The organism is Streptomyces sp. 2323.1 (genome assembly GCF_900221035.1).
In the GTDB taxonomy this organism is placed as follows: domain Bacteria; phylum Actinomycetota; class Actinomycetes; order Streptomycetales; family Streptomycetaceae; genus Streptomyces; species Streptomyces sioyaensis.
Map to the genome: position 1 here is coordinate 2,850,026 of NZ_LT907981.1, position 21,642 is coordinate 2,871,667.

Genomic DNA, 21,642 nt, shown 5'->3' on the forward strand with positions numbered 1-21,642 from the left:
GGTCAGTTGACCTTGATCTCGTTGTAGACGGGCACGCTGAACGGATTCAGCGAGACATTGCTGATGCGTTCCGAATAGCCGCCGCTGCCGTTCTGGTACCACAGCGGAATGGACGGCATCTGCGCGGCGAGGACCTTCTCCGCGTCCTGGAATGTGGCGACGGCCCGGCCGGTGTCGGTCTGCGCATTGGCCTTGTTCACCAGCGCGTCGAAGCCGTGGTTGCTGAACTTCCCGTCGTTCGCCGAGCCGTTGGTGTAGTAGAGCGGCTGGAGGAAGTTCTGGATCAGGGGGTAGTCCATCTGCCAGCCGGCCCGGAAGGGGCCGCTCATCCGCTTGGCCGCGATCTTGTTCCGGAAGTCGCCGAAGGTCCCGACCGGCGCCCCGGTGCAGGCGTTGTCGCTGCCCAGCGAGGTGTTGATGCTGTTGCAGAGGGCGTCGATCCAGTCCTTGTGAGAGCCGGTGTCGGCGTTGTACGCCAGCGTCATCCGGCCGCCGGGGAGTCCGCCGCCTTCCTTGATCAGCTGCCGCGCCCGGGCCGGGTTGAACACACAGGCCTCGCCGCAGAGCCCCGCCTTGTAGCCGCCGTCCGCGCCCAGCACCGGCGAGGTCCAGTCCGTGGCGGGGGTCCGTGTCCGCCGGAAGATCTCCCGGGTGATCTGGTTCCGGTCGATCGCCATCGACAGACCGCGCCGGACCTTGTCCTTTCCCGGCCCGCCCCACGCCTTGTCGTACATGGGGAAGGTGAGGGTCTGGATGATCCCGGCCGGCTGATTGATGTACCGGTTGCCGAGGTCCGCTCGCACGCTCTTGAGCTGTGCGGCCGGCACATCGTCGACGAGATCGAGGTTGCCGGCCTGCAGATCGGTGTAGGCGGTGTTGTTGTCGGTGTAGACCCGCAGATCGATGCCGGCATTCTGCGCCGGGTCCGACCCCGGGTACTTCCCCCATTTCCGCATCCGCAGCACGGACCCCTTCTCATAGGAGTCCACGCGGTACGGCCCGTTGCCTACCGGCTTTCGCAGCCATCCGGCATGGTCCTGGTAGAAGGCCTGCGGCAGCGGCATGAAGGCCGTGTACCCCAGGGTGTCCGGCCAGCTGGAAAACTTCTGGTTGAGCGTGACGGTAAAGGTCCGCGCGTCCTTCACCGCCAGCCCCGACAGCGTCTTGGCCGTGGGGGTTCCGGAATCGGGGTGCACCTTCGCGAAGCCGTCGATGTACTGGAAGAACGGCGCGTTCTTCTGCTTGTTGGTCAGCAGCGCCCCGTAATTCCAGGCGTCCACGAAGGAATGGGCGGTGACCTTTTCGCCATTGCTGAAGGTCCAGCCGTCCTTCAGGGTGACGGTGAAATGCTGGGAATCCGTGGTCTCGATCCGGTCCGCGATCACATTCTCCGCGGCGCCCGTTTTCGGGTTGTACCGCTTGAGGCCGCGGAAGAGCATCTCCAGGACCTTGCCGCCCTGGACCTCATTGGTGTTCGCCGGCTCCAGCGGATTCTGCGGATCTCCCCAGGAGGCACTGACCACCCCGGCGCTCGCCCCGCCGCCGCCCCCGCACGCCGTGGCCGTCAGACCGGTGGCGGCGGCACAGAGGGCCCACTTCGCGAGGGTGGCTCCCCGCATGATGCCTCCTCAGGTCCGGACTCCTGCCCAGCCCACATAAGATCGCAAAGCGGGACGTAGCGCACTTCGACGGCGACCGCCACTGCTCCGGAAACCTGAGAAAACCCCCGGATGCCCGATCGGGGACGGAACGGGGACGGGCCCGGGCCGCCGCGCGGCGCAGCGGCCCGGGCCGCCACCCCTACGCGTGATGTATGGACTCCACCGCGTACATCCGCGGATCGAAATGCTCCGCGAGCTCGGCGGCCCGCGTCATGTGCTCCCGCGCGGCCGGATCGGCCAGCATCGCCCGGAAGTGCTCCTCGCTCTCCCACTGCGCATAATTGACGACCCGTTCGCCGTCCGCGCTCGCGTGGATGTTCGCCGAGACGAATCCCGGCCGGTCCTTCATCGTCTCCTCGGTGGCCCGGCTCAGCAATGCCACCAGCTCCGCCTGCCGCTCCGGCACCACGGTGAACACATTGATCAGCGTCGCGACCGGGCGCCCGGCTTCGATCTTCGTTGTCACTGCCATACCGACAGTCTGCCGCCGACCACTGACAACGCGGCCGGCCACCGACGACGAAGGGCGCCCCTCACACAGAGGGGCGCCCCATCGCATCGGGCCAGGGATACCGGCGGCAGCCGTTACCGCTTGGCGCGGTCCTTCAGCGCTTCGCGCGGGAAGCCGTGCGGCCGCGCTCCTTCTGGTCCAGGACGACCTTGCGGATGCGCACGGACTCCGGGGTCACCTCGACGCACTCGTCGTCGCGGCAGAACTCCAGGGACTGCTCCAGCGACAGCTTGCGCGGCGGCACGATCGCCTCGAACGAGTCGGCCGAGGAGGAGCGCATGTTGGTGAGCTTCTTCTCCTTGGTGATGTTCACGTCCATGTCGTCGGCGCGGGAGTTCTCACCGACGATCATGCCCTCGTACACCTCGGTGCCGGGCTCGGTGAAGAGCACGCCGCGCTCCTGGAGGTTCGTCATCGCGAAGGCGGTGACGGCACCGGCGCGGTCGGCGACCAGGGAGCCGTTGTTACGGGTGGTGAGCGTGCCGAACCACGGCTCGTGGCCCTCGTGGATCGAGTGCGCGATACCGGTGCCGCGGGTGTTGGTCAGGAACTCCGTACGGAAGCCGATCAGGCCGCGGGACGGGACGACGAACTCCATGCGGACCCAGCCGGAGCCGTGGTTGGACATGTTGTCCATCCGGCCCTTGCGGACGCCCATCAGCTGCGTGACGGCGCCCATGTGCTCCTCGGGCACGTCGATGGTCATGCGCTCGACGGGCTCGTACGTCTTGCCGTCGACCTGCTTGGTGACCACCTGCGGCTTGCCGATGGTCATCTCGAAGCCCTCACGGCGCATCTGCTCGACCAGGATGGCCAGCGCCAGCTCACCACGGCCCTGCACCTCCCAGGCGTCGGGGCGCTCGGTCTCCAGGACGCGCAGCGAGACGTTACCGATCAGCTCGCGCTCCAGGCGGTCCTTGACCTGGCGGGCGGTGACCTTGCGGTCCTTGACCGCGGCCTTGGCGTCCGCGCCCTTGCCGGTGCCGCCGCGGCCGACCAGCGGGGAGGTGTTGGTGCCGATGGTCATGGAGATCGCCGGCTCGTCGACCGTGATCAGCGGCAGCGCGATCGGGTTCTCCGGGTCGGCGAGGGTCTCGCCGATCATGATGTCGGGGATACCCGCGACCGCGCAGATGTCGCCCGGCCCGGCCTTCTCGGCGGGCTTGCGGGTGAGCGCCTCGGTCATCATCAGCTCGGTGATGCGGACGTTGGCGATGCTGCCGTCCCGCTTGATCCAGGCGACGGACTGGCCCTTGGCCAGCTCGCCCTGCTCGACGCGGAGCAGCGCGATACGGCCGAGGAAGTTGTCCGCGTCGAGGTTGGTGACGTGCGCCTGCAGCGGGCCGCCCTCCTCGTACTCGGGGGCCGGGACGTGCTCCAGCAGCGTGCTGAAGAACGGCTCCAGGTTGGTGGAGTCGGACGGGACGGTGCCGTCCTCCGGCTTGGTCAGCGAGGCGACGCCGTCACGGGCACAGGCGTAGACGATCGGGAACTCGATCTGGTCCTCGTCCGCGTCCAGGTCCAGGAACAGGTCGTAGGTCTCGTTGACGACCTCGTCGATCCGGGAGTCGGGGCGGTCGGTCTTGTTGATGCACAGGATGACCGGCATCCGGGCCGCGAGGGCCTTGCGGAGCACGAAGCGGGTCTGCGGCAGCGGACCCTCGGAGGCGTCGACCAGCAGGACGACCGCGTCGACCATCGACAGACCGCGCTCGACCTCGCCACCGAAGTCGGCGTGGCCGGGGGTGTCGATGATGTTGATCGTGATCGGGTCCCCGCCGTCCTTGGGGTGATACTTCACCGCCGTGTTCTTGGCGAGGATCGTGATGCCCTTCTCACGCTCCAGGTCGTTGGAGTCCATCATCCGGTCGTCGAGCTTCTCGGCGGCGTGCTCGGCGAAGGAACCGGCCTGCTTGAGCATGCCGTCGACGAGAGTGGTCTTTCCGTGGTCGACGTGGGCGACGATGGCTACGTTACGAATGTCGTGACGGGTGGGCATACTGGCGGCGCTTCTCCCGGAATCGTGGATGGCGACGCGTCCATCCGGTACGCGCGCCCGCCGGGCATCTCAGCACGCCACGGCCTCACCCCATGGTACGTGGCTGCGGCGGCAGCAGCCGCCGCAGCCCGTCCATACACCCTCTGACCTGCAATTTCCTTCCCTTTGAGGGGCGCTGGGGAGGCCCTTACTTCGTGTAGCCGATGTCCTGGAAGCGGGGTGTGGCGAAGCCGAAGGCGCCGACGTTGGCGAGCGTCTTCTTCGTGGCCACCAGCTCGGGCCGCTGGTAGAGCGGAATCGACCCGGCGGCGGCCCAGATCCGGGCGTCGGCCTGCGCCACCAGGGTGCGTGCGGCGCCCTCGTCCAGCTCGGAGGCGGCCTGGTCGAAGAGCTGGTCGATGTGGTCGGTGCCGACCCGGGTGTAGTTCTGCTCGACGGTCAGCGAGCCGTCGGGCGCGGGCTGCGGCTTGGCGTAAATCGGGCGGGCGTCGGTCGCCGGGTAGGCGGTGCCGGGCCAGGAGTACAGCGCCAGGTCGTAGTCGCCGGAGGCGATGTGGTCCTGGAAGTAGCTGGCGTCGGAGACCCGCTGGACGGAGGTCTGGATGCCGATCTTGCCGAGCATCTCGGAGATCCGCCGCCCGACGGTGCGCAGCTGCACCGAGCCCGCGCCGTCGGGGACCACGAAGCGCAAGGTCAGCGGCTTGCCGTTCTTCTTGACGACGGCGATGTGGCCCGCCCGGTCACCGGCCGGCTGCGGCGCGGCGGCCGCGGAACGCTCGGCGGCGACGTGCCGGGCGCCGGGGTGGCCGCCGGAGCCGGGGTGGCCGCCGGAGCCCGGCAGATGCGGGGCCTGGCCGGTCTCGATCCGCTCGGCGGCGCTCAGCGCCCGTGCGGCGCGCTTCTTGTACCGCTTGTACTTGGCGTACGCCGCGGAGGAGGTGTCGCCGTGCGCCTCGTCCTTCTCGCCGGCGGCCGCCTGCTTGTAGAACGCGGCGCTCTGCCGCAGCAGGGCGGCCTGCTGGACCTCCGAGCCGACCGCGCCGGTGAAGGACAGCGGGGCCTCGGCGGCGGCCGGCCGGGCGCCCGCGCCGTGTCCGCCGGACGCGCCGGCGTGGCCGCGGCCGGAGCGTGCCGGGTTGCGGTCGTCGGCGCCCTCGTCGTATCCGCCCCGGCCCTCGGACCCGTCCTCCGCGGACTCGTCCCCGTACGGGCCGCCGTCGTAGCGGTCGTCCGACGGGTCGTCGCCGTCGCGGTATCCGTAGGCGGCGCGGCCCGCGCCGGGCGCCGGTGCGCCCGCGTTCTGGCCGGCCTGCTGCCGGTCGCTGCCGTCGCTCTTCCAGCCGGCATCCGCGAGCAGCGCCTGGGCCGCCCCGGTGTCCTGGCCGCCGAGGGCGTCGCTGTGGTCCTCGTAGCCGCCCTGCCCGGCCATCAGCAGATGGTTGCCGAGCGCCCGGGAGGGGAGATCGAGCGGCTTGAGGACGGTGTCCGCGAGCGCCTGCCGGTCGAGGGCGCGGGCCACCGCCCGACGCACCCGGTCGTCCGCCAGCGGCCCGCTCGCGCCGTTGAGGGCGAGCTGGGTGTAGGCGGGCTCCAGCGCCTTGCGGATGGTGTAGCCGCGCAGCACGGCGTTCTCCGCGGCGACGGCCTTGGCGTCGGCCTTGGCTCCGTCGCCCTGCGGGCCCGCGTTGCCGTCGCCGGGCTTCCTGGACGCGGCGGAGCCGGCCGGGCGCCGGGCGGAGGCGACCCGCTTCGCGGCGAGCTGGTCGACCGCGGCGACGTCGATGCTCCCGTCGGCCAGCGCCGCGGCCCGCTTGTCGCCGGGCAGCGACTCCAGCACGATCTGCTTGAGCTTGGCGCGGTCACCCCACCACTTCGGGTTGCGGACGAGGACGACCCGCCCCTCCTCGGTGTCCCGCTTCCGGACGAGGAACGGGCCCGCACCGACCTTGAGTTGCTCGCGTGCGTCCTCGTTGAAGGCGTCGGGGCTGCCCATCACGCTCCTGGGATAGAGCGGGGTGAACAGGGACCGCCAGTCGGCATAGGGCCGGGCGAAGGTCACCTTCACCTCGTGGGCGCCCGCGCCCTGTTCGACCTTGCCGATCCGGTCGTAGCCGGCGTTGCGGGCGGTCCAGAACGCGTTGTTCTTGCCGCGCAGCGCATTCCACTGGGCGATGAAGTCGGCGGCGGTGAGCGCCGATCCGTCGCTCCACCGCGCCTTGGGGTTGATCTTGTACGTGACGATCTGCTTGGGGTCGCGGGCGGTGACGTCCGCGGCGTCGAGATAGTCGGCGTTGCGCTGCGGCCGGCCGTTCCCGTCGAGGGTGAACATGCTGGGCAGCACCGCGCCGGTGATCCGCGCGGTGGTCGCGTCGGCGTCGGACTGGAAGGCGTTGAGCGTGCCGGGCATCGCATCGACGGCCCAGCGCAGGGTGCCGCCGTTCTTCAGCTCGCCGCGCGGCGCCGGGGCGATGTCCTGGGACGCCGAGACCGACGCCTCCCGTTCATCGCTGCTGCATCCGGACAGGGCCGGCAGCGGGAGCAGCGCCCCCGCCGCGATGAACGCGGCACAGCGGCGTCTGCGGCCCGCCGCGCGGCGGCCTGAGGGGTGGTCGTGGTCGGTCATGACGGTTACCTCCGGGCTCGCCCGCGCCGCGCCGAGCACCGCCTGGGCCTGACCGGCGCACCACGTTCGGCCGAGTTTGCGGCTCATCACATCTATGGCCCCCCTACTGAAAGCGACCGCACCCGGCCCGGCCGCCCGACACGTCGGCCGCCGCCGCAAGGCCACCCGCCCGGCCCAACATCCCGGGCCCCGACGGGGTCACGGGACCACCGCAGGGCGGACCGCAGCAGCCCGCGGCGCGCCCGGTTTCGTGTCGGCGTTCGAGGGGTGCCGCGGCGCGCGGTTGCCGAAACGCACCGGTTCGAGTCGTAATCCCGCTCACCCCCTTCCCAACGCCTACTGTGACGCGCGACACTCTCGGGCGCATGAGATCGCCCACCACACCTTCAGAAGTGAGGGCACGTCATATGTCCCTTAAGGATGATCTGACGGCGGTTGAACGCAGCCTGGACGACCTCGCCCGGACGGTGGGGAAGCTGGAGGCGCAACTCGGCAAGAGCCTGGACATCCGCCGGGTCCGCAGCGACACGGACCATCTGCGCGAGAGCCTCGGCCTGCTCAAGCAGAGCGCGGCGGCCGGCCGGCCCCCGCGTCCGGGTGCGGCCACCCAGGAAATGGTGTCGATCTCCGACGCCCCCTACAACTCCGCGCTGTGGACCGACGCCCAGGACGAGGGCCTCGGCTCCAGGAACGGCCACGCGCCCTAGGGGGAAACCCCTGGTGGAGGCCCCCTAGGGGGTGGCTTCGCCCCACTCAGCCCCTACCCCGTTGCCGCCCCGGTGGAAGCCTTCCGGCCGGAGCGCCCGTCACGGAGACCGACGTTGGCCACTGGCACCGAACCCTCCTCGCACACCGGCACAACCGGCGTGCACACCACCTCGCGCGCCGCGATCCCCGCCCGCCATCTGCGCACCGACCGCTGGTGGCTGGCCCCGGCCTGCACCGCCGCCGGGCTGCTCGCGTTCATCGTCTACTCGACCTGGCGGGCGTTCGCGAACGCCGACTACTACCACGCGCCCTATGTCTCGCCGTTCTACTCGCCGTGTCTGGCGGAGAACTGCCACACCATGCGCGGCGGCCCCAACTGGGAGATCTTCGGCAGCTGGTGGGGCCTGTCCCCCGCGCTGCTCATCCTGATCTTTCCGCTGGGCTTCCGGCTGACCTGCTACTACTACCGCAAGGCCTACTACCGCGGCTTCTGGGCCTCGCCGCCGGCCTGCGCGGTCGCCGAGCCGCACAAGAAGTACACCGGTGAGACCCGCTTCCCGCTGATCCTGCAGAACATCCACCGCTACTTCTTCTACTTCGCGGTGCTGGTCGCCGGCGTACTGACCTACGACACGGCGCTGACCTTCCGCGACGAGCACTACGCCTGGGGCCACATGGGCCTGGGCACCCTGATCTTCCTCGCCAACATCGTGCTGATCTGGGCGTACACCGTCTCCTGCCACTCCTGCCGGCACATCGTCGGCGGCCGGCTGAAGCACTTCTCCAAGCACCCGGTGCGCTACCGGCTGTGGGGCTGGGTCGGCAAGCTCAACGAGCGGCACATGCTGCTGGCGTGGTCCTCGCTGGTCAGCGTCGCCGTCGCGGACTTCTACGTCTTCCTGCTGGCCAGCGGCGCCTTCCCCGACCCGCGCTTCTTCTGACGACAGCCCCTCTCCCCCTCCCCTACGACAAGCAACTCCTACGACAGTTCTCTAAGGAAAGGTGTGCCTTCTGATGGCGCATGTGGACCGGCAGGCATGGGACGTGGTCGTGGTGGGCGCGGGCGGCGCCGGACTGCGCGCCGCCATCGAGGCCCGCGAGGCCGGTATGCGCACGGCCGTGATCTGCAAGTCCCTGTTCGGCAAGGCCCATACGGTGATGGCCGAGGGCGGCATCGCGGCCAGCATGGGAAATGCCAACGAGCACGACAACTGGCAGGTCCACTTCCGGGACACCATGCGCGGCGGCAAGTTCCTCAACCACTGGCGGATGGCCGAACTGCACGCCCGTGAGGCCCCGGACCGGGTGTGGGAGCTGGAGACCTGGGGCGCGCTCTTCGACCGCACCGCGGACGGCCGGATCTCCCAGCGGAACTTCGGCGGCCACGAGTACCCGCGCCTGGCGCATGTCGGCGACCGTACGGGCCTGGAGCTGATCCGCACCCTCCAGCAGAAGATCGTCGCGCTCCAGCAGGAGGACGAGCGGGAGCTGGGCGCGTACGACGCCCGGCTGAAGGTCTTCCAGGAGTGCACGGTCACCCGCGTGCTCAAGGACGGGGACCGGGTCTCCGGCGCGTTCTGTTACGAGCGGGAGTCCGGCCGCTTCTTCGTGCTGGAGGCCCCGGCGGTGGTGCTGGCCACCGGCGGCATCGGCAAGTCCTTCAAGGTGACCTCGAACTCCTGGGAGTACACCGGTGACGGCCATGCGCTGGCGCTGCTGGCCGGGGCGCCGCTGATCAACATGGAGTTCGTGCAGTTCCATCCCACCGGCATGGTCTGGCCGCCGTCCGTCAAGGGGATCCTCGTCACCGAGTCCGTCCGCGGCGACGGCGGGGTGCTGCGCAACAGCGACGGCAAGCGCTTCATGTTCGACTACATCCCGGACGTCTTCAAGGAGAAGTACGCGGAGACCGAGGAGGAGGGCGACGGCTGGTACGAGGATCCGGAACGCCACCGGCGCCCGCCCGAACTCCTCCCCCGCGACGAGGTCGCCCGCGCCATCAACGCCGAGGTCAAGGCGGGCCGCGGCTCCCCGCACGGCGGCGTCTATCTGGATGTCTCGACCCGGATGCCGGCCGAGGTGATCACCCGCCGGCTGCCCTCGATGCACCACCAGTTCAAGGAGCTGGCGGATGTGGACATCACCGCCGAGCCGATGGAGGTCGGCCCGACCTGCCACTACGTGATGGGCGGGGTGGAGGTCGACCCGGACACCGCGGCGGCGACCGGCGTACCCGGGCTGTTCGCGGCCGGTGAGGTGGCCGGCGGCATGCACGGCTCCAACCGCCTCGGCGGCAACTCGCTGTCCGACCTGCTGGTCTTCGGCCGCAGGGCGGGGCTGCACGCGGCCGAGTACGCGGCATCGCTCGACCGGCGGCCGGCGGTCGACCCGGTGCAGATCGACGCGGCGGAGGCGGAGGCGCTGCGCCCCTTCAGCGCCGAGGACGCCGGGCAGGAGGCCGGCCACGAGGCGGGCCCGGCGGAGAACCCGTACACCCTGCACCAGGAGCTCCAGCAGGCGATGAACGACCTGGTCGGCATCATCCGCAAGGAGAGCGAGATGTTCGAGGCGCTCAAGCGGCTGGCCGAGCTGCGGGTGCGGGCCCGGCGCGCGGGCGTCGAGGGGCACCGGCAGTACAACCCGGGCTGGCATCTCTCCCTCGATCTGCGGAACATGCTGCTGGTCAGCGAGTGTGTGGCGCGGGCGGCACTGGAGCGCGAGGAGAGCCGCGGCGGGCACACCCGCGACGACCATCCGGCGATGGACCGCGGCTGGCGCAACATCAATCTGGTCTGCGAGGTCGCCCATCCCCAGGGCGAGGCCCGGACGGCCGACCCGGCGCTGGGCCAGATCCGGCTCTCCCGCCGCGAGACCCCGCCGATCCGCCGCGATCTGCTGGAACTGTTCGAGAAGGACGAGCTGGCGAAGTATCTGACGGACGAGGAGCTGAGCCGGTGAGCGTGGAGCAGGAAGAGCAGCGGTCCGGCGTCTACCAGGCGCACTTCCGGGTGTGGCGGGGCGATGAGCACGCCGGCGACCTGGCGGACTACACGGTCGAGGTGCACGAGGGCGAGGTGGTGCTCGACATCGTCCACCGCCTCCAGGCGACCCAGGCCCCCGATCTCGCGGTGCGCTGGAACTGCAAGGCGGGCAAGTGCGGTTCGTGCAGCGCGGAGATCAACGGGCGGCCGCGGCTGATGTGCATGACCCGGATGTCGGTCTTCGACCGTACGGAGACGATCACGATCACGCCGATGCGCGCCTTCCCGGTCGTCCGCGATCTGGTCACCGATGTGTCGTTCAACTACACCAAGGCCCGGGAGATCCCGGCGTTCGTGCCGCCCGCGGAGCTGGCCCCCGGCGAGTACCGCATGCAGCAGGAGGACGTGGGGCGGTCCCAGGAGTTCCGCAAGTGCATCGAGTGCTTCCTGTGCCAGGACACCTGTCATGTGGTGCGCGACCACGAGGAGAACAAGGCCGCCTTCGCCGGTCCGCGTTTCCTGATGCGGATCGCCGAGCTCGACATGCATCCGCTGGACGCGGCGCCGGACTCCGGTATCGACCGCAAGGCCACCGCGCAGGACGAGCACGGGCTGGGCTACTGCAACATCACCAAGTGCTGCACCGAGGTCTGCCCCGAGCACATCAAGATCACCGACAATGCGCTGATCCCGCTCAAGGAGCGCGCCGCGGACCGCAAGTACGACCCGCTGGTGTGGCTCGGCAACAAGATCCGGCGCCGCGGCGAATGACCGGGCGGGGCGGGACCCCGGGCGCCGCCCCCGGTCCCGCCCGTCTCCTCAGAACAGGCTCAGCAGCGCTTCGGTCGGGTCCACCGCCGGCGACTCCCCGTCCGGCAGGGCGAGTTCGAACCACACGGTCTTGCCGCGCGGGGTACGGCGGCTGCCCCAGCCCTCGCTGAGCAGCCCGACCAGCTGCAGCCCGCGGCCGCCCTCGTCGGTGTCCCGGGCGCGGCGCCGGCGCGGCTGGGCGAGATCGGCGTCCCACACCTCGCAGACCAGCGTGCGGTCCAGCAGCAGCCGCAGCCGGATCTCGCCGTGACCGTGCCGCAGCGCATTGGTCACCAGCTCGCTGACCAGCAGCTCGGTGGTGTCGACCAGGCCCTGCAGGCCCCAGTCGGTGAGCTGGTCGCGGGCCAGCTCCCGGGCGCGGGCCACCGAACGCGCCTCCGGCGCCAGGCTCCAGTCGCCCACCGCGTCCTTGGGCAGCCCCTGCACCCGCGCCATCAGCAGGGCGATGTCGTCCTCGCCGTGCGAAGTGTTCATGGCGCTCAGCACGTGGTCGCAGGCGTCCTCCAGCGGCCGGTCGGCGTCCGAGAGGGCCCTGCGGAACGCCTGCAGCCCCTCGTCCAGCGGATGGTCGCGGGACTCCACCAGGCCGTCGGTGTAGAGCGCCAGCAGCGCACCGTCCGGCAGGTCGACCTCGATCTCCTCGAAGGGCTCGCCGCCGACGCCGAGCGGCATCCCCGGCGGTACGTCGAGCAGCAGCGCGTCCTCGCCGTCCTCGACCAGCACCGGCGGCAGATGTCCGGCGTTGGCGAACGTACAGCGCCGGGTGATCGGGTCGTAGACGGCGTAGACGCAGGTGGCGAGGTAGACCTCGGAGAGATCGGCGGTACGGGCCGAGCGCTTCTGCTCGGGGCCCTCCGGGGACCCGGACCGGCCGCGGACGGACCGCGCGGTGGGCCGGTCGTCGCCGCTGCCGCCGAGCCCGCGGGCGATCTCGTCCAGCGCGGAGAGCACCTCGGCGGGCTCCAGGTCCAGCAGCGCCAGCGTCCGCACGGCGGTGCGCAACTCCCCCATGGCGACCGCGGCGCGCAGTCCGCGGCCCATCACGTCGCCGACCACCAACGCGGTCCGGTGGCCCGGGAGTTCGATGACGTCGAACCAGTCGCCGCCGACCTCGGTGGCGGTGGTGCCGGGCAGATAGCGGCAGGCGATGTCCAGACCGGCCGCCTCGGGGTCACCGGGCGGCAGCAGGCTGCGCTGCAATATCAGCGCGCGTTCGTGCTCGCGGCGGTAGAGGCGGGCGTTGTCGATACAGACGGCGGCGCGCGCGGCCAGCTCCACGGCCAGCGCCGTGTCGCGCTCACCGAACGGCTCGCTGCCCTTCGTACGGGAGAACTGCACCAGTCCGACGACGGTGTCCCGGGCGACCATCGGGACGGCGAGGGTGGACTGCACCACCGCGCCGAACTCCGGCCCCCCGTCATCGCTCTCCCGGCCGGGGATGATCTGCGCGTGGCCGGTCCGCAGGGCGCCCGCGCAGGGGGAGTTGAAGGGGTAGCGGTGGACGGCGCCGACCGCGACCGGGTCCGATGCGTCGCCGGGGGCGGCGGGGGCGGTGGCGAGCCGAACGTCCGAGACGGCGCTGGCGAAGGCGACCCGGCGCAGCTCCGCGCTGCCGTCGCTCATGCCGGGCGGGGCCTCGTCGCCGGCGAGCAGTCCCTGGTAGAGGTCCACCGAGGCCAGATCGCAGAACTGCGGTACGGCCACGTCCAGCAGGGTGCGGGCGGTGGTCTCCAGATCCAGGGAGTTGCCTATCCGGGCGCCGGCTTCGTTGAGCAGGGCGAGGTTGCGGCGGGCGTTGGCGGCCTCGCGCTCGGCCCGGCGCCGGCCGGTCACATCGGCGGCCAGCGCCGCGACGCCGATCGGCCGGCCGCTGGCGCCGTGCAGCCGGTAGAGCGAGACCGACCAGCGGCGCCGCTCGCCCTCGCCGGTTCCCAGGCCGACCAGTTGCATCTCGGCGACCGGCTCGCCGGTGTCCAGTACGCGGCGCAGTGCGGCGGTCATCCGCTCGGCCTCGCTGCGCGGCAGGAAGTCGTGCGGCCCGCAGCCGCGGTACTTGCTCGCCGGCCCGCCGAAGACCGTGGCGAACCGTTCGTTGACCCGCAGCAGCTTCAGGTCCGTGCCGAACAGGGTGAATCCCATGGGAGATTGACCGAAAACGGCCTGCGAGGCGGCGAGATCGGTCTCGATGCCGCGCAGCGCCCGGACGTCGACGACGAGACAGACCGCGGCGCGCTCACCCTCCTCGTTGCGCGAGGGCATCACATAGATCTCGGCGAGCCCGTCGGTCGCGCCGCCCTCTTCCCTGCGGTAGGGCACCAGGCCGGTCCACTCCCGGCCGTCGAGTATCTCGGACACCTTGCGGCGGCCGGTGTCGCGCAACTCGCCTGGTACGAACGCCTCGACGGGGTCCTTGCCGAGGGCGTAGCGGGCGGGGATGCCGAGCATCTGCGCGGCCCGCTCGCTCCACTGGTCGATCCGGCCGTCGGGGCCGAGCGAGAAGGAGGCCACGCGGATGTAGTCATAGATCGATCCGGGCCGGCTGCTCTGCCACACGGGCGGGCCCACCAGCTCGCCCGCCCGAGGGCGGCCGCCTGGGTCCCCGGGGCAGTCCGCACCACCCTGACCATCGCCCTGTGCGGGTTCTGCCCCGCCAGATGACATCTCGCTCACGAGCCCCGTCCCCTCCAGCTCATCGTGCCCGGACCGGACCAGCCTGAGTATCCAGCACCTCGGCAATCCGGAACACGGTCTTCACGATCACAGCACAGTCTCGATCGCAGGCCATCGACAGAATGTCGATGAAATGGCAACGATCAGGACTTCATCTGTCTCCTAACCAGCCACCGACAGCTCGAACCACACAGTCTTGCCACTCTTTCCACGCCGGGTCCCCCAGCGCCGCGAACTGCACGCGACCAGCTGCAGTCCGCGACCCCCCTCGTCGTCGGGCGCGGCATCACGCTCCCGCGGCGGGTCGGGCAGCGGATCGGAGACCTCGACGAGCAGCCCGCCGGTACTCAGCAGCACCATGCGGACCCCGATCGGCCCGCTCGCGTGGCGCAGGGAGTTGGTGACGAGCTCGCTCACGAGTAGTACGGCCATGTCGGCGGCGCCGTTCAAACCCCAGTCGTCCAGCACCCGGCGGACCACGGTGCGGGCGGTGCGCACGGCACCGGGGTCGGCGGGGAAACTCCATTCGGCAGAGGGGGAACCGGTGGCCTTGGGGCGCCTGCGGGCGTTGCCGGAGACCGGCTCCGGGACTCCTGCCGCTGCGCTGTCGCTCACGCCGATCACATCCCAGCCCGATGACTCCCCCCTCACCTCACACGCATTGAAGGGGTCATTCAGGACATACCCGGTATCCAACGCGAAGTACCGCATGCGGGGGTGCACTGTGGCACAAATGAAACATATCGGCGCGCGGTACGGCCGGACGGCCAGGCGGGGCGGCGACGTGCGCGGGAGCAGCCGGGGCGAGCGGGGCGCGAGGGATGCGCGCGGCGCGGGCCGGGCGGCCCGGAGGCGGGCGGCTGGGGCCCGGAGAAGGGCTGCGACCGGGCGGCCGGAGCCGGGCTGCTGTGCCCCCCCGGCAGGCTGCGACGGGGCCGCTACGGCCGTGCCGGCGAGGCACCGGCCGCCGGCGGCACCCCGTTCTTCGCCGCCAGTCTGCGCATCACCTCGGCGACCGCCGGGCGGTCCTGGTCCAGCCAGTCGACCTGGCTCTCCTCACCGGGCCGCAGCCAGCGCAGCTCGTCATGGTCCTGCAGGGGCTGCGGCACGCCGGACACCAGCCGGGCCGTCCACACCTGGAGGACGTAGCCCGGTCGCAGCACCCATTCGCCCGGGATCCGGTCCAGGGCCGCCGCCTCGACCCCCAGCTCCTCGCGCAGCTCGCGCTCCAGCGCCCGCTCGGGGGTCTCGTCGTCCTCCACCTTGCCGCCGGGCAGCTCCCAGCGGCCGGCCAGCGCGGGCGGTGCGCTGCGCCGTGCAGCCAGCAGCCGCCCGCGCTCGCACACCGCTCCGCCCACCACTACGCGCACGGTCGTCATGCGCGGCAGCCTACGTCCCCCGCCCTCGTCCCGCTTGCCGCCCGCGGCCCCTCAGGTCACCGCCCGGTCGGCCTTCTCGACCACGTAAAGCTGCTGGTGACCGCGGGTTCCGAGCCGGTCGGCCACCCGCTCCGCCTCCGCTCGGGTGGCATATCGGCCCACGCGATAGCGGTTGCCGCCTTCGTCCTGGCGGATGACGAGCCAGGGGAGCACGGCTCCACCCTCGGTCATTGCGCCCCTCCATCCGCCGCGTGACGCGCCCTTACGCGCCCCTGGTCCGCTGATGCCGAAATCGCAATCCGCATATGCCCGAGCCTACGCCCGACCTTCACTCACCGGATATGGATTTACACAAAGAGATACCGAACCGGCCACCCGCGGGCCTCCGGCGTACCGGAGACGGCCTGCGAGTGGCCGGTGGGGCCCGATGCGCTCGGGCGGGCGGAATGCGACGGCGCGGGCGGGCTCAGACCCTGACGGAGTCCTTGGCGCCTTCGGTCTCGGCGGCCTTGGCCGCCGCGGCCTCCTCCTCGGCGAGGAGCTCGGCCTCGACCGAGACCAGCGACGGGTTGCGCCAGGAGCTGCGCACGCCCCAGTAGTAGAAGGCGAGACCGATCACGGCGACCAGGAGGATGTCCCAGCCCTCCGGCAGATAGCCCTTGCCGCCGAAGTCCTTGCCGCCCAGATACGACACCGCGGCCATGACCAGCAGATACGCCACCATCCAGGCACCGGCCTTGAGGTGCGGGCGCAGCTCGGCCCACGGCTTGCGGCCCTGGGTCAGCGGCTTGCCGATCTCGTACCAGGCCCAGACCGGCAGTCCGACGGCCATGATCAGGATGACCTTGCCGGTCAGCGGCCAGCGGCCCCAGTACAGCACCAGCGAGCCGAAGATCATGGCGATCGGTGCGACCAGCGGCATGGCCCGCAGCTTGACCGGGCGCTTGAGGTCCGGCGAGATGCGGCGCAGCGACATCACCGCGACCGGCCCGGTGATGTACGAGATGACCGTGGCGACCGAGACGATCTCGGCGAGCGAGCCCCAGCCGCGGAAGACCGCGAGGAACAGGAACGCGATCACGAGGTTGAGCAGCAGCGCCGGGCGCGGCACACCGGTCTTCTTGTCCACCTTGCCGAAGACGCCGGGCAGATGACCGTTCTCCTGCACACCGTGGATCATGCGCGAGGTGGTGGCCGCGTAGATCATGCCGGTACCGGACGGCGAGACAAAGGCGTCCGCGTACAGCAGCAGCGCCAGCCAGTTCAGGCCCCAGGCCACCGCGAGGTCGGCGAGCGGCGAGTTGAAGCCGAGCGAGGCCCAGCCGCCGCCGGCGGACAGCTTGTCCCCGGGCACCGCCATCAGGAACGCGACCTGCAGCGCGACATAGATGACCAGCGCGATCAGGATCGACCAGACGACGGCCTTCGGCAGCGACTTGCCGGGGTTACGGGCCTCACCGGCGAGGTTCAGCGGGGACTGGAAGCCGTTGTAGGCCCAGACGATGCCGGAGACGGCGACGGCGGTGAAGACCGAGCTCCAGCCGTTGGGCGTGAAGCCGCCGTGGTGGACGATGTTGCCGGTGTCGAAGTGCGCCAGCATCAGCGCGCTCGCGGTCAGCGCCGGGACGACGACCTTGAAGACCGTGATCGCGGTGTTGGTCTTCGCGAACAGCGAGATCGCGAACCAGTTGAGGAAGAAGTAGAAGATCAGCAGGATGCTGGCCAGCCCGACACCGGTGCCGGTCAGCTCCGTGCCGTCGTAGAGCGCATGCGTCCAGGCGAAGTCCCAGGAACTCATGTACTGGACCGAGGCGGTGGCCTCTCCCGGGATGACCGAGACGATCGCGATCCAGTTCGCCCAGGCCGCGAGGTAGCCGGCGAGCGAGCCGTGGGAGTACTGGCCGTAGCGGACCATGCCGCCGGCCTTCGGGAACATCGCGCCCAGCTCGCTGTAGGTGAGCGCGATGGTGAGCGCAACGAGCGCGCCGATGATCCAGGCGACGATCGCGGCCGGGCCGGCGATGGCGGCGGCCCGCTCGGCTCCGAAGAGCCAGCCGGAGCCGATGATGGACCCGAGACCAGTGGCGGTCAGGGCAATGGTCCCGAGGGACCGACGGTAATTCGAGTGCGAGCCCTGCTCCGCGCTCGGTGTCTTCGTCGTGCTCACGTGCTTGGTCTCCTGGTCTTCCCCCGTGCCGTGCACAAACTTCGCCATCGTAAGAGCGAATCGAGACAGCGGATTCCCACAGCTGCCCAAAACAGCCGCTCAGTTGAGGCTCTGTGAGTTATCCAACACAAGGTTTCGGCCAAATTTTGCCCACGAACCGGCACAAAGCGGACCCCTGTCCGAGAACCAGAGCCGGGCAGAGGGCGTCTCGCGCACGCGCGCAGGGCGAACCGGGCCCGATTCAGGAGGGCTCTGCGGCTACTTCACTGGCAGGTGGTAGGTGACCCGGTGCCGGTCGGCGAGGGTCACGACATCGGCCGTCTCCACCGGCCGGCCGCCCGCGAAGTACGTCCGCGACACGACCAGCACCGCGTGCCCCGGCACCCCGCCCAGCGTCATGGCCTCCTCCGCCAGCGCGGGCCGGGCCCCAACCTCCTCGACGACGTTGTCCACCACCACGTCGATGGCTGCCATCCGCTCGACCACTCCGCGCCCCGCCAGCGGCCCCTCCTCCGGCAGCATCACCGGCGTCCGCCCGGTCACCTCCAAGGGCTCCCAGGACGTCGAGAGCATCGCCGGCTCCCCCTCGGCCCGGAAGACATAGCGCGTCCGCATCACCTTGGCCCCCTGCGCGATCCGCAGCCGGCCCGCGACCGCCGGACCGGCCGCCTCCTGCTCACTGCTGGACTCCCAGGTGCCCCGTACCCGTTCGTCCGTCTGCTCCTGCCGGAACGGCGTGCAGCCGCCCGAGGAGTGGAAGCCGACGCGGGCGATACGGCGCGGCACGGGCTGCTCGCGCACATAGGTGCCCGACCCCGAGCGGCCCTCGACCAGCCCCTCGGCCATCAGGACCTTCCGGGCCTCCAGCGCGACGGTGTCCGAGACGCCGTACTCCTCGCGGATGCGCGCCTGGGAAGGGAGGCGGGTGTGCGGCGGCAGTAGGCCGTCGACGATTTTCTGGCGCAGGTCGCCGGCCACGCGGAGGTACGCGGGCTGCTCACCGAAAGGCACATGCCCCTCCCAACAGCTTGACAGTCAGCAACAGCGTGGCAACCGCGCGTTGCCGACCGCAAGCTTGGGCCAGATATTCGCCTGATGTAATGAATCCCAGCTCAGCCCGTGTAAAACCTGAGATCGGGGGCCACAGACCCCGGCACCCCCACCCCGCGCCACCCCTCCCCTTCTCCCCACCCACCCGGTGGCCGCCTCCCAGGCGTGTCACGATCGAAGCGGGGCCACCCGCACACGGGACCGCGACCGGAGACCACCCGCGACACGGCATACGGAGCACGGCACACCGCACGCGGGCCGGACGCGCCACCAGGACGGGAAGGAAGGGACCCGATGCCCGCCGAACACCTCTCCCCGATGCCCAAGGACTGGCAGCGTGCGCTCGCCGTCGTCGCCCACCCCGACGACCTCGAATACGGTGCCGCGGCCGCGATCGCCGAATGGACCGCCGCGGGGCGCGAGGTCAGCTACCTCCTGGTCACCCGCGGCGAGGCCGGTATCGACGGGCTGGCACCGGCCGAGTGCGCCGCGGTCCGCGTGAAGGAGCAGCGGGCCGGCGCCGCGCTCGTCGGCGTCCACACCGTCGAATTCCTCGACCACCACCACGACGGCGTCATCGAGCCCGGCCGGACGCTGCGCCGCGACCTGTCCGCGGCCATCCGGCGCCACCGCCCCGAGCTCCTGATCACCCTCAATCACCACGACACCTGGGGCGGCGGCCACTGGAATTCCCCGGACCACCGGGTGGTCGGCCGGGCGGTCCTCGACGCGGCGGGCGACGCCGGCAACCGCTGGATCTTCCGCGACCTCACCGGCGCGAAGGGCCTGGCGCCCTGGAACGGCGTCCGCTGGGTGGCCGTGGCGGGCTCCCCGCACCCCACGCACGCCGCCGATGTCGGCCCCGGCATCGACCGTGCGGTCGCCTCCCTGGCGGCGCACGCCACGTACATCAAGGGCCTGCGCGGCCCCGAGCAGGATCCGCACACCTACGCCCGCACCTTCATCGAGCAGATGCTGCGCAACGGCGGCGAACGCTACCGGGGCCACCCCGCCACGCTCTTCGAGGTCTTCCCCCGCTGAGGCGGACCGCCCCGGGGCCGCGACGCTCTCCGGCCAGGGCGCGCCCCCGGGCACAGCTGCGCCGATGCCAGCTCCTCCGGATCCCGCCGCACCCCGGCCGCCATCAGCTCACCAGGAATCCCCAACTCCCGTGCCATGCAGACTGGATGAACCCCGGTTCCGCCGGCCCCTGTTGGCTGCTCCCCCGTCGCTCAGACGGGAGGCGTGGCCCCCGCTTCCTGTGCGGACGGACGCCGAGCCCGGGCTCCGGCCTGCGTGCGGGGGCCGGACCCACGGGAGGCCCGAGGCCGCGACGGCACGCTCGGACCCGCCCGCGCCGGTTTCTGTGGGCCGTCGGTGGCAAAGCAGCCCACGCCCGCTTGCGCCTGCCGCAGGGCTTCCGCACTGCGCTGAACAATCGCCCTGGTCACGTCGTAGGGACGTGTCCCAGCGGACTGAGGGGAACAGCAGATGGACAGAACGGGACAACCGGATCGCAGAACTCTGCTCGCCGGTGGACTCGCGATCGCCACGGCCGCGCTCGCGGGGTGCTCCTCGACGAGCGCCGCCCCGTTGGCGCCCAGCGCTTCACCGACAGCGCGGCCGACCACGCCCGCCGCGGCCTTCGCGAGACTGATGGACGGCAATGCGCGCTGGGTGAGCGGAGACCTTCAACACCCCGACCGGGATCCGAACCGGCGCCAGTTCGTGGCCGGGAAGCAGAAGCCCTTCGGGGCGGTCCTCTCCTGCATCGACTCCCGGGTGCCGCCGGAACTCCTCTTCGACACCGGCCTGGGTGACCTCTACGTGATGCGCACGGGCGGGGAGGCGGTCGGCCCGGTGGTCACGGGTTCCGTGGAGTACGGGCCCATGACGAGTGGCACTCCGCTCATCGTGGTCCTCGGGCATCAGCGTTGCGGCGCCGTCGAGGCGGCGTACAAGTCCTTCCGGGACGGCAAACCGCTGCCCGGCAACCTGGAGGCGATCGCCAGGGCCCTGCGGCCGGCGTACGAGCAGGCAAGGCGGGAAGGCGGTGCCGACCCGGTCGACACCATGGCCCGCGCCCAGGTCACGCTGACCGCGGCCAACCTGCGCTCCAACCAGGACCTGGCCCCCCTGGTGAAAAAGGGCGCCCTTGCCGTGGTCGGCGCCTACTACTCGCTCGACACCGGCAAAGTGCAGGTCCTTGCCGGTGCGCCTTCCTGACCGTCGGAGTGGACGCCCGGAGCGGTGGAAGCCCGCACGGGAATACAGAGACGATCACCGTGACGATCTGGACCGACGAGTCGCTCATGGCCGGGTGCCAGAGGGGTGCCTGGTCACGGCGCGGCATGGTGCCGAAAATCCTCCGGCCGAGAATGTTGGCTCTTCAGCCTGAGCCAGGGCCGCTACCGTGATGACATGACCGCACTGCCCGACTGGATGCGCCCGCCGCGCGCGGAAGGCTGGTTCGCGGAGGACCTGGACCGCCTCCCCGAGGCGCCTCGCCACACCGAGCTCATCGACGGAGCCCTCGTCTTCATGATGTCCCCGCAACGGTCGTGGCACGGCCGCCTCGTCACTGCTCTCACAGTGGCGCTCATGGCTCAGGCCCCCGACGGCGTTGAAGTCGAGCGGGAGATGACCATCCGCCTCGACGCCCGCAATCGCCCAGAGCCGGACCTGCTTGTGACCACCGCCCCGTACGACGCCGACCGCACCTGGTTCGCCCCGGAGGACGTCCAGCTCGTCGTCGAGGTCGTCTCGCCGGAGTCCGCCCACCGCGACCGGACCGTCAAGCTGCGCAAGTACGCCGAGGCCGGCATCCGGCACTACTGGTGCATCGAGGACGAGGGCACCGTCCCCGCCGTGCACGTCTACGAGCTCGACGGGCCGACCGGCACCTACGCGCCGGCCGGAATCTTTCGCCACACGCTCAAGCGGTCCCTGCCCTTCGAGATCAGCCTTGACCTGGACAAGCTCGCGCCGGGCCGGGCCGGGTGACACCACGGATCCAGGTCAGCACGCGCACGCAGAAGGGGCGGGCCGCACCCGGTGAAGGC

The 21,642-nt window shown here is 70.9% G+C and carries 17 protein-coding genes; 7 read left to right on the plus strand and 10 right to left on the minus strand.

Features of this window, described 5'->3' with window-relative positions; genetic code table 11:
- Positions 1-2: 2 nt before the first annotated feature.
- From CPH93_RS11650 to CPH93_RS11665, 4 genes are all read right to left on the minus strand, one after another.
- On the minus strand, positions 3-1,619 hold the full coding sequence (locus CPH93_RS11650) for a peptide ABC transporter substrate-binding protein (RefSeq protein WP_093485015.1): 1,617 nt from the start codon (positions 1,617-1,619) through the stop codon (positions 3-5).
- A gap of 181 nt (positions 1,620-1,800) precedes the next feature.
- Entirely contained in the window at positions 1,801-2,133 is a 333-nt protein-coding gene (locus CPH93_RS11655; protein WP_093485014.1) for an antibiotic biosynthesis monooxygenase family protein, read from the minus strand.
- Positions 2,134-2,266: 133 nt separating this feature from the next.
- Positions 2,267-4,171 (minus strand): translational GTPase TypA, encoded by a 1,905-nt coding sequence (gene typA / locus CPH93_RS11660; protein WP_096212746.1) that lies wholly within the window; start codon positions 4,169-4,171, stop codon positions 2,267-2,269.
- 187 nt (positions 4,172-4,358) lie between these two features.
- Positions 4,359-6,794, minus strand: a complete 2,436-nt coding sequence (locus CPH93_RS11665; protein ID WP_096212748.1) for an ABC transporter family substrate-binding protein — start codon at positions 6,792-6,794, stop codon at positions 4,359-4,361.
- Between the two features lie 407 nt (positions 6,795-7,201).
- Here CPH93_RS11665 and CPH93_RS11670 point away from each other — a divergent pair, with 407 nt between their 5' ends.
- The 4 genes from CPH93_RS11670 to CPH93_RS11685 all read left to right on the plus strand — a co-directional run bounded on the left by CPH93_RS11670 (position 7,202) and on the right by CPH93_RS11685 (position 11,254).
- Positions 7,202-7,501 (plus strand): hypothetical protein, encoded by a 300-nt coding sequence (locus CPH93_RS11670; RefSeq protein WP_096212749.1) that lies wholly within the window; start codon positions 7,202-7,204, stop codon positions 7,499-7,501.
- A 114-nt stretch (positions 7,502-7,615) separates the two neighbouring features.
- Positions 7,616-8,443: a hypothetical protein gene (locus CPH93_RS11675; RefSeq protein WP_093485010.1), complete on the plus strand. Its 828-nt coding sequence runs from the start codon at positions 7,616-7,618 to the stop codon at positions 8,441-8,443.
- Positions 8,444-8,516: 73 nt separating this feature from the next.
- Complete coding sequence (locus CPH93_RS11680) at positions 8,517-10,460, plus strand: fumarate reductase/succinate dehydrogenase flavoprotein subunit (RefSeq protein ID WP_093485009.1); 1,944 nt, start codon at positions 8,517-8,519, stop codon at positions 10,458-10,460.
- Complete coding sequence (locus tag CPH93_RS11685; RefSeq protein WP_096212750.1) at positions 10,457-11,254, plus strand: succinate dehydrogenase/fumarate reductase iron-sulfur subunit; 798 nt, start codon at positions 10,457-10,459, stop codon at positions 11,252-11,254. The genes CPH93_RS11680 and CPH93_RS11685 overlap by 4 nt, the downstream gene beginning before the upstream one ends.
- A gap of 48 nt (positions 11,255-11,302) precedes the next feature.
- On the opposite strand, the gene CPH93_RS11690 is transcribed toward CPH93_RS11685, so the two are convergent.
- From CPH93_RS11690 to CPH93_RS11715, 6 genes are all read right to left on the minus strand, one after another.
- Positions 11,303-13,867, minus strand: coding sequence for a SpoIIE family protein phosphatase (locus CPH93_RS11690; protein ID WP_093489140.1), 2,565 nt, complete (start codon positions 13,865-13,867; stop codon positions 11,303-11,305).
- 279 nt (positions 13,868-14,146) lie between these two features.
- Positions 14,147-14,608, minus strand: a complete 462-nt coding sequence (locus tag CPH93_RS11695; RefSeq protein WP_093485007.1) for an ATP-binding protein — start codon at positions 14,606-14,608, stop codon at positions 14,147-14,149.
- A 314-nt stretch (positions 14,609-14,922) separates the two neighbouring features.
- The gene (locus CPH93_RS11700) at positions 14,923-15,363 is read right to left on the minus strand and encodes a (deoxy)nucleoside triphosphate pyrophosphohydrolase (protein WP_197708749.1); all 441 of its coding nucleotides are present in this window, start codon (positions 15,361-15,363) and stop codon (positions 14,923-14,925) included.
- Between the two features lie 51 nt (positions 15,364-15,414).
- Complete coding sequence (locus tag CPH93_RS11705) at positions 15,415-15,594, minus strand: SPOR domain-containing protein (RefSeq protein ID WP_006603335.1); 180 nt, start codon at positions 15,592-15,594, stop codon at positions 15,415-15,417.
- Between the two features lie 235 nt (positions 15,595-15,829).
- Entirely contained in the window at positions 15,830-17,578 is a 1,749-nt protein-coding gene (locus tag CPH93_RS11710) for an APC family permease (protein ID WP_231977278.1), read from the minus strand.
- Positions 17,579-17,788: 210 nt separating this feature from the next.
- On the minus strand, positions 17,789-18,541 hold the full coding sequence (locus CPH93_RS11715; RefSeq protein WP_006603337.1) for a GntR family transcriptional regulator: 753 nt from the start codon (positions 18,539-18,541) through the stop codon (positions 17,789-17,791).
- Between the two features lie 333 nt (positions 18,542-18,874).
- Between CPH93_RS11715 and CPH93_RS11720 the strand changes: the two genes are divergently transcribed.
- The 3 genes from CPH93_RS11720 (at position 18,875) to CPH93_RS11730 (ending at position 21,583) form a co-directional block, all read left to right on the plus strand.
- The gene (locus CPH93_RS11720) at positions 18,875-19,621 is read left to right on the plus strand and encodes a PIG-L deacetylase family protein (protein WP_093485006.1); all 747 of its coding nucleotides are present in this window, start codon (positions 18,875-18,877) and stop codon (positions 19,619-19,621) included.
- Between the two features lie 450 nt (positions 19,622-20,071).
- Positions 20,072-20,806: a carbonic anhydrase gene (locus CPH93_RS11725; protein WP_173909783.1), complete on the plus strand. Its 735-nt coding sequence runs from the start codon at positions 20,072-20,074 to the stop codon at positions 20,804-20,806.
- 195 nt (positions 20,807-21,001) lie between these two features.
- On the plus strand, positions 21,002-21,583 hold the full coding sequence (locus CPH93_RS11730; protein ID WP_093485004.1) for a Uma2 family endonuclease: 582 nt from the start codon (positions 21,002-21,004) through the stop codon (positions 21,581-21,583).
- The last annotated feature ends 59 nt before the right edge of the window (positions 21,584-21,642 follow it).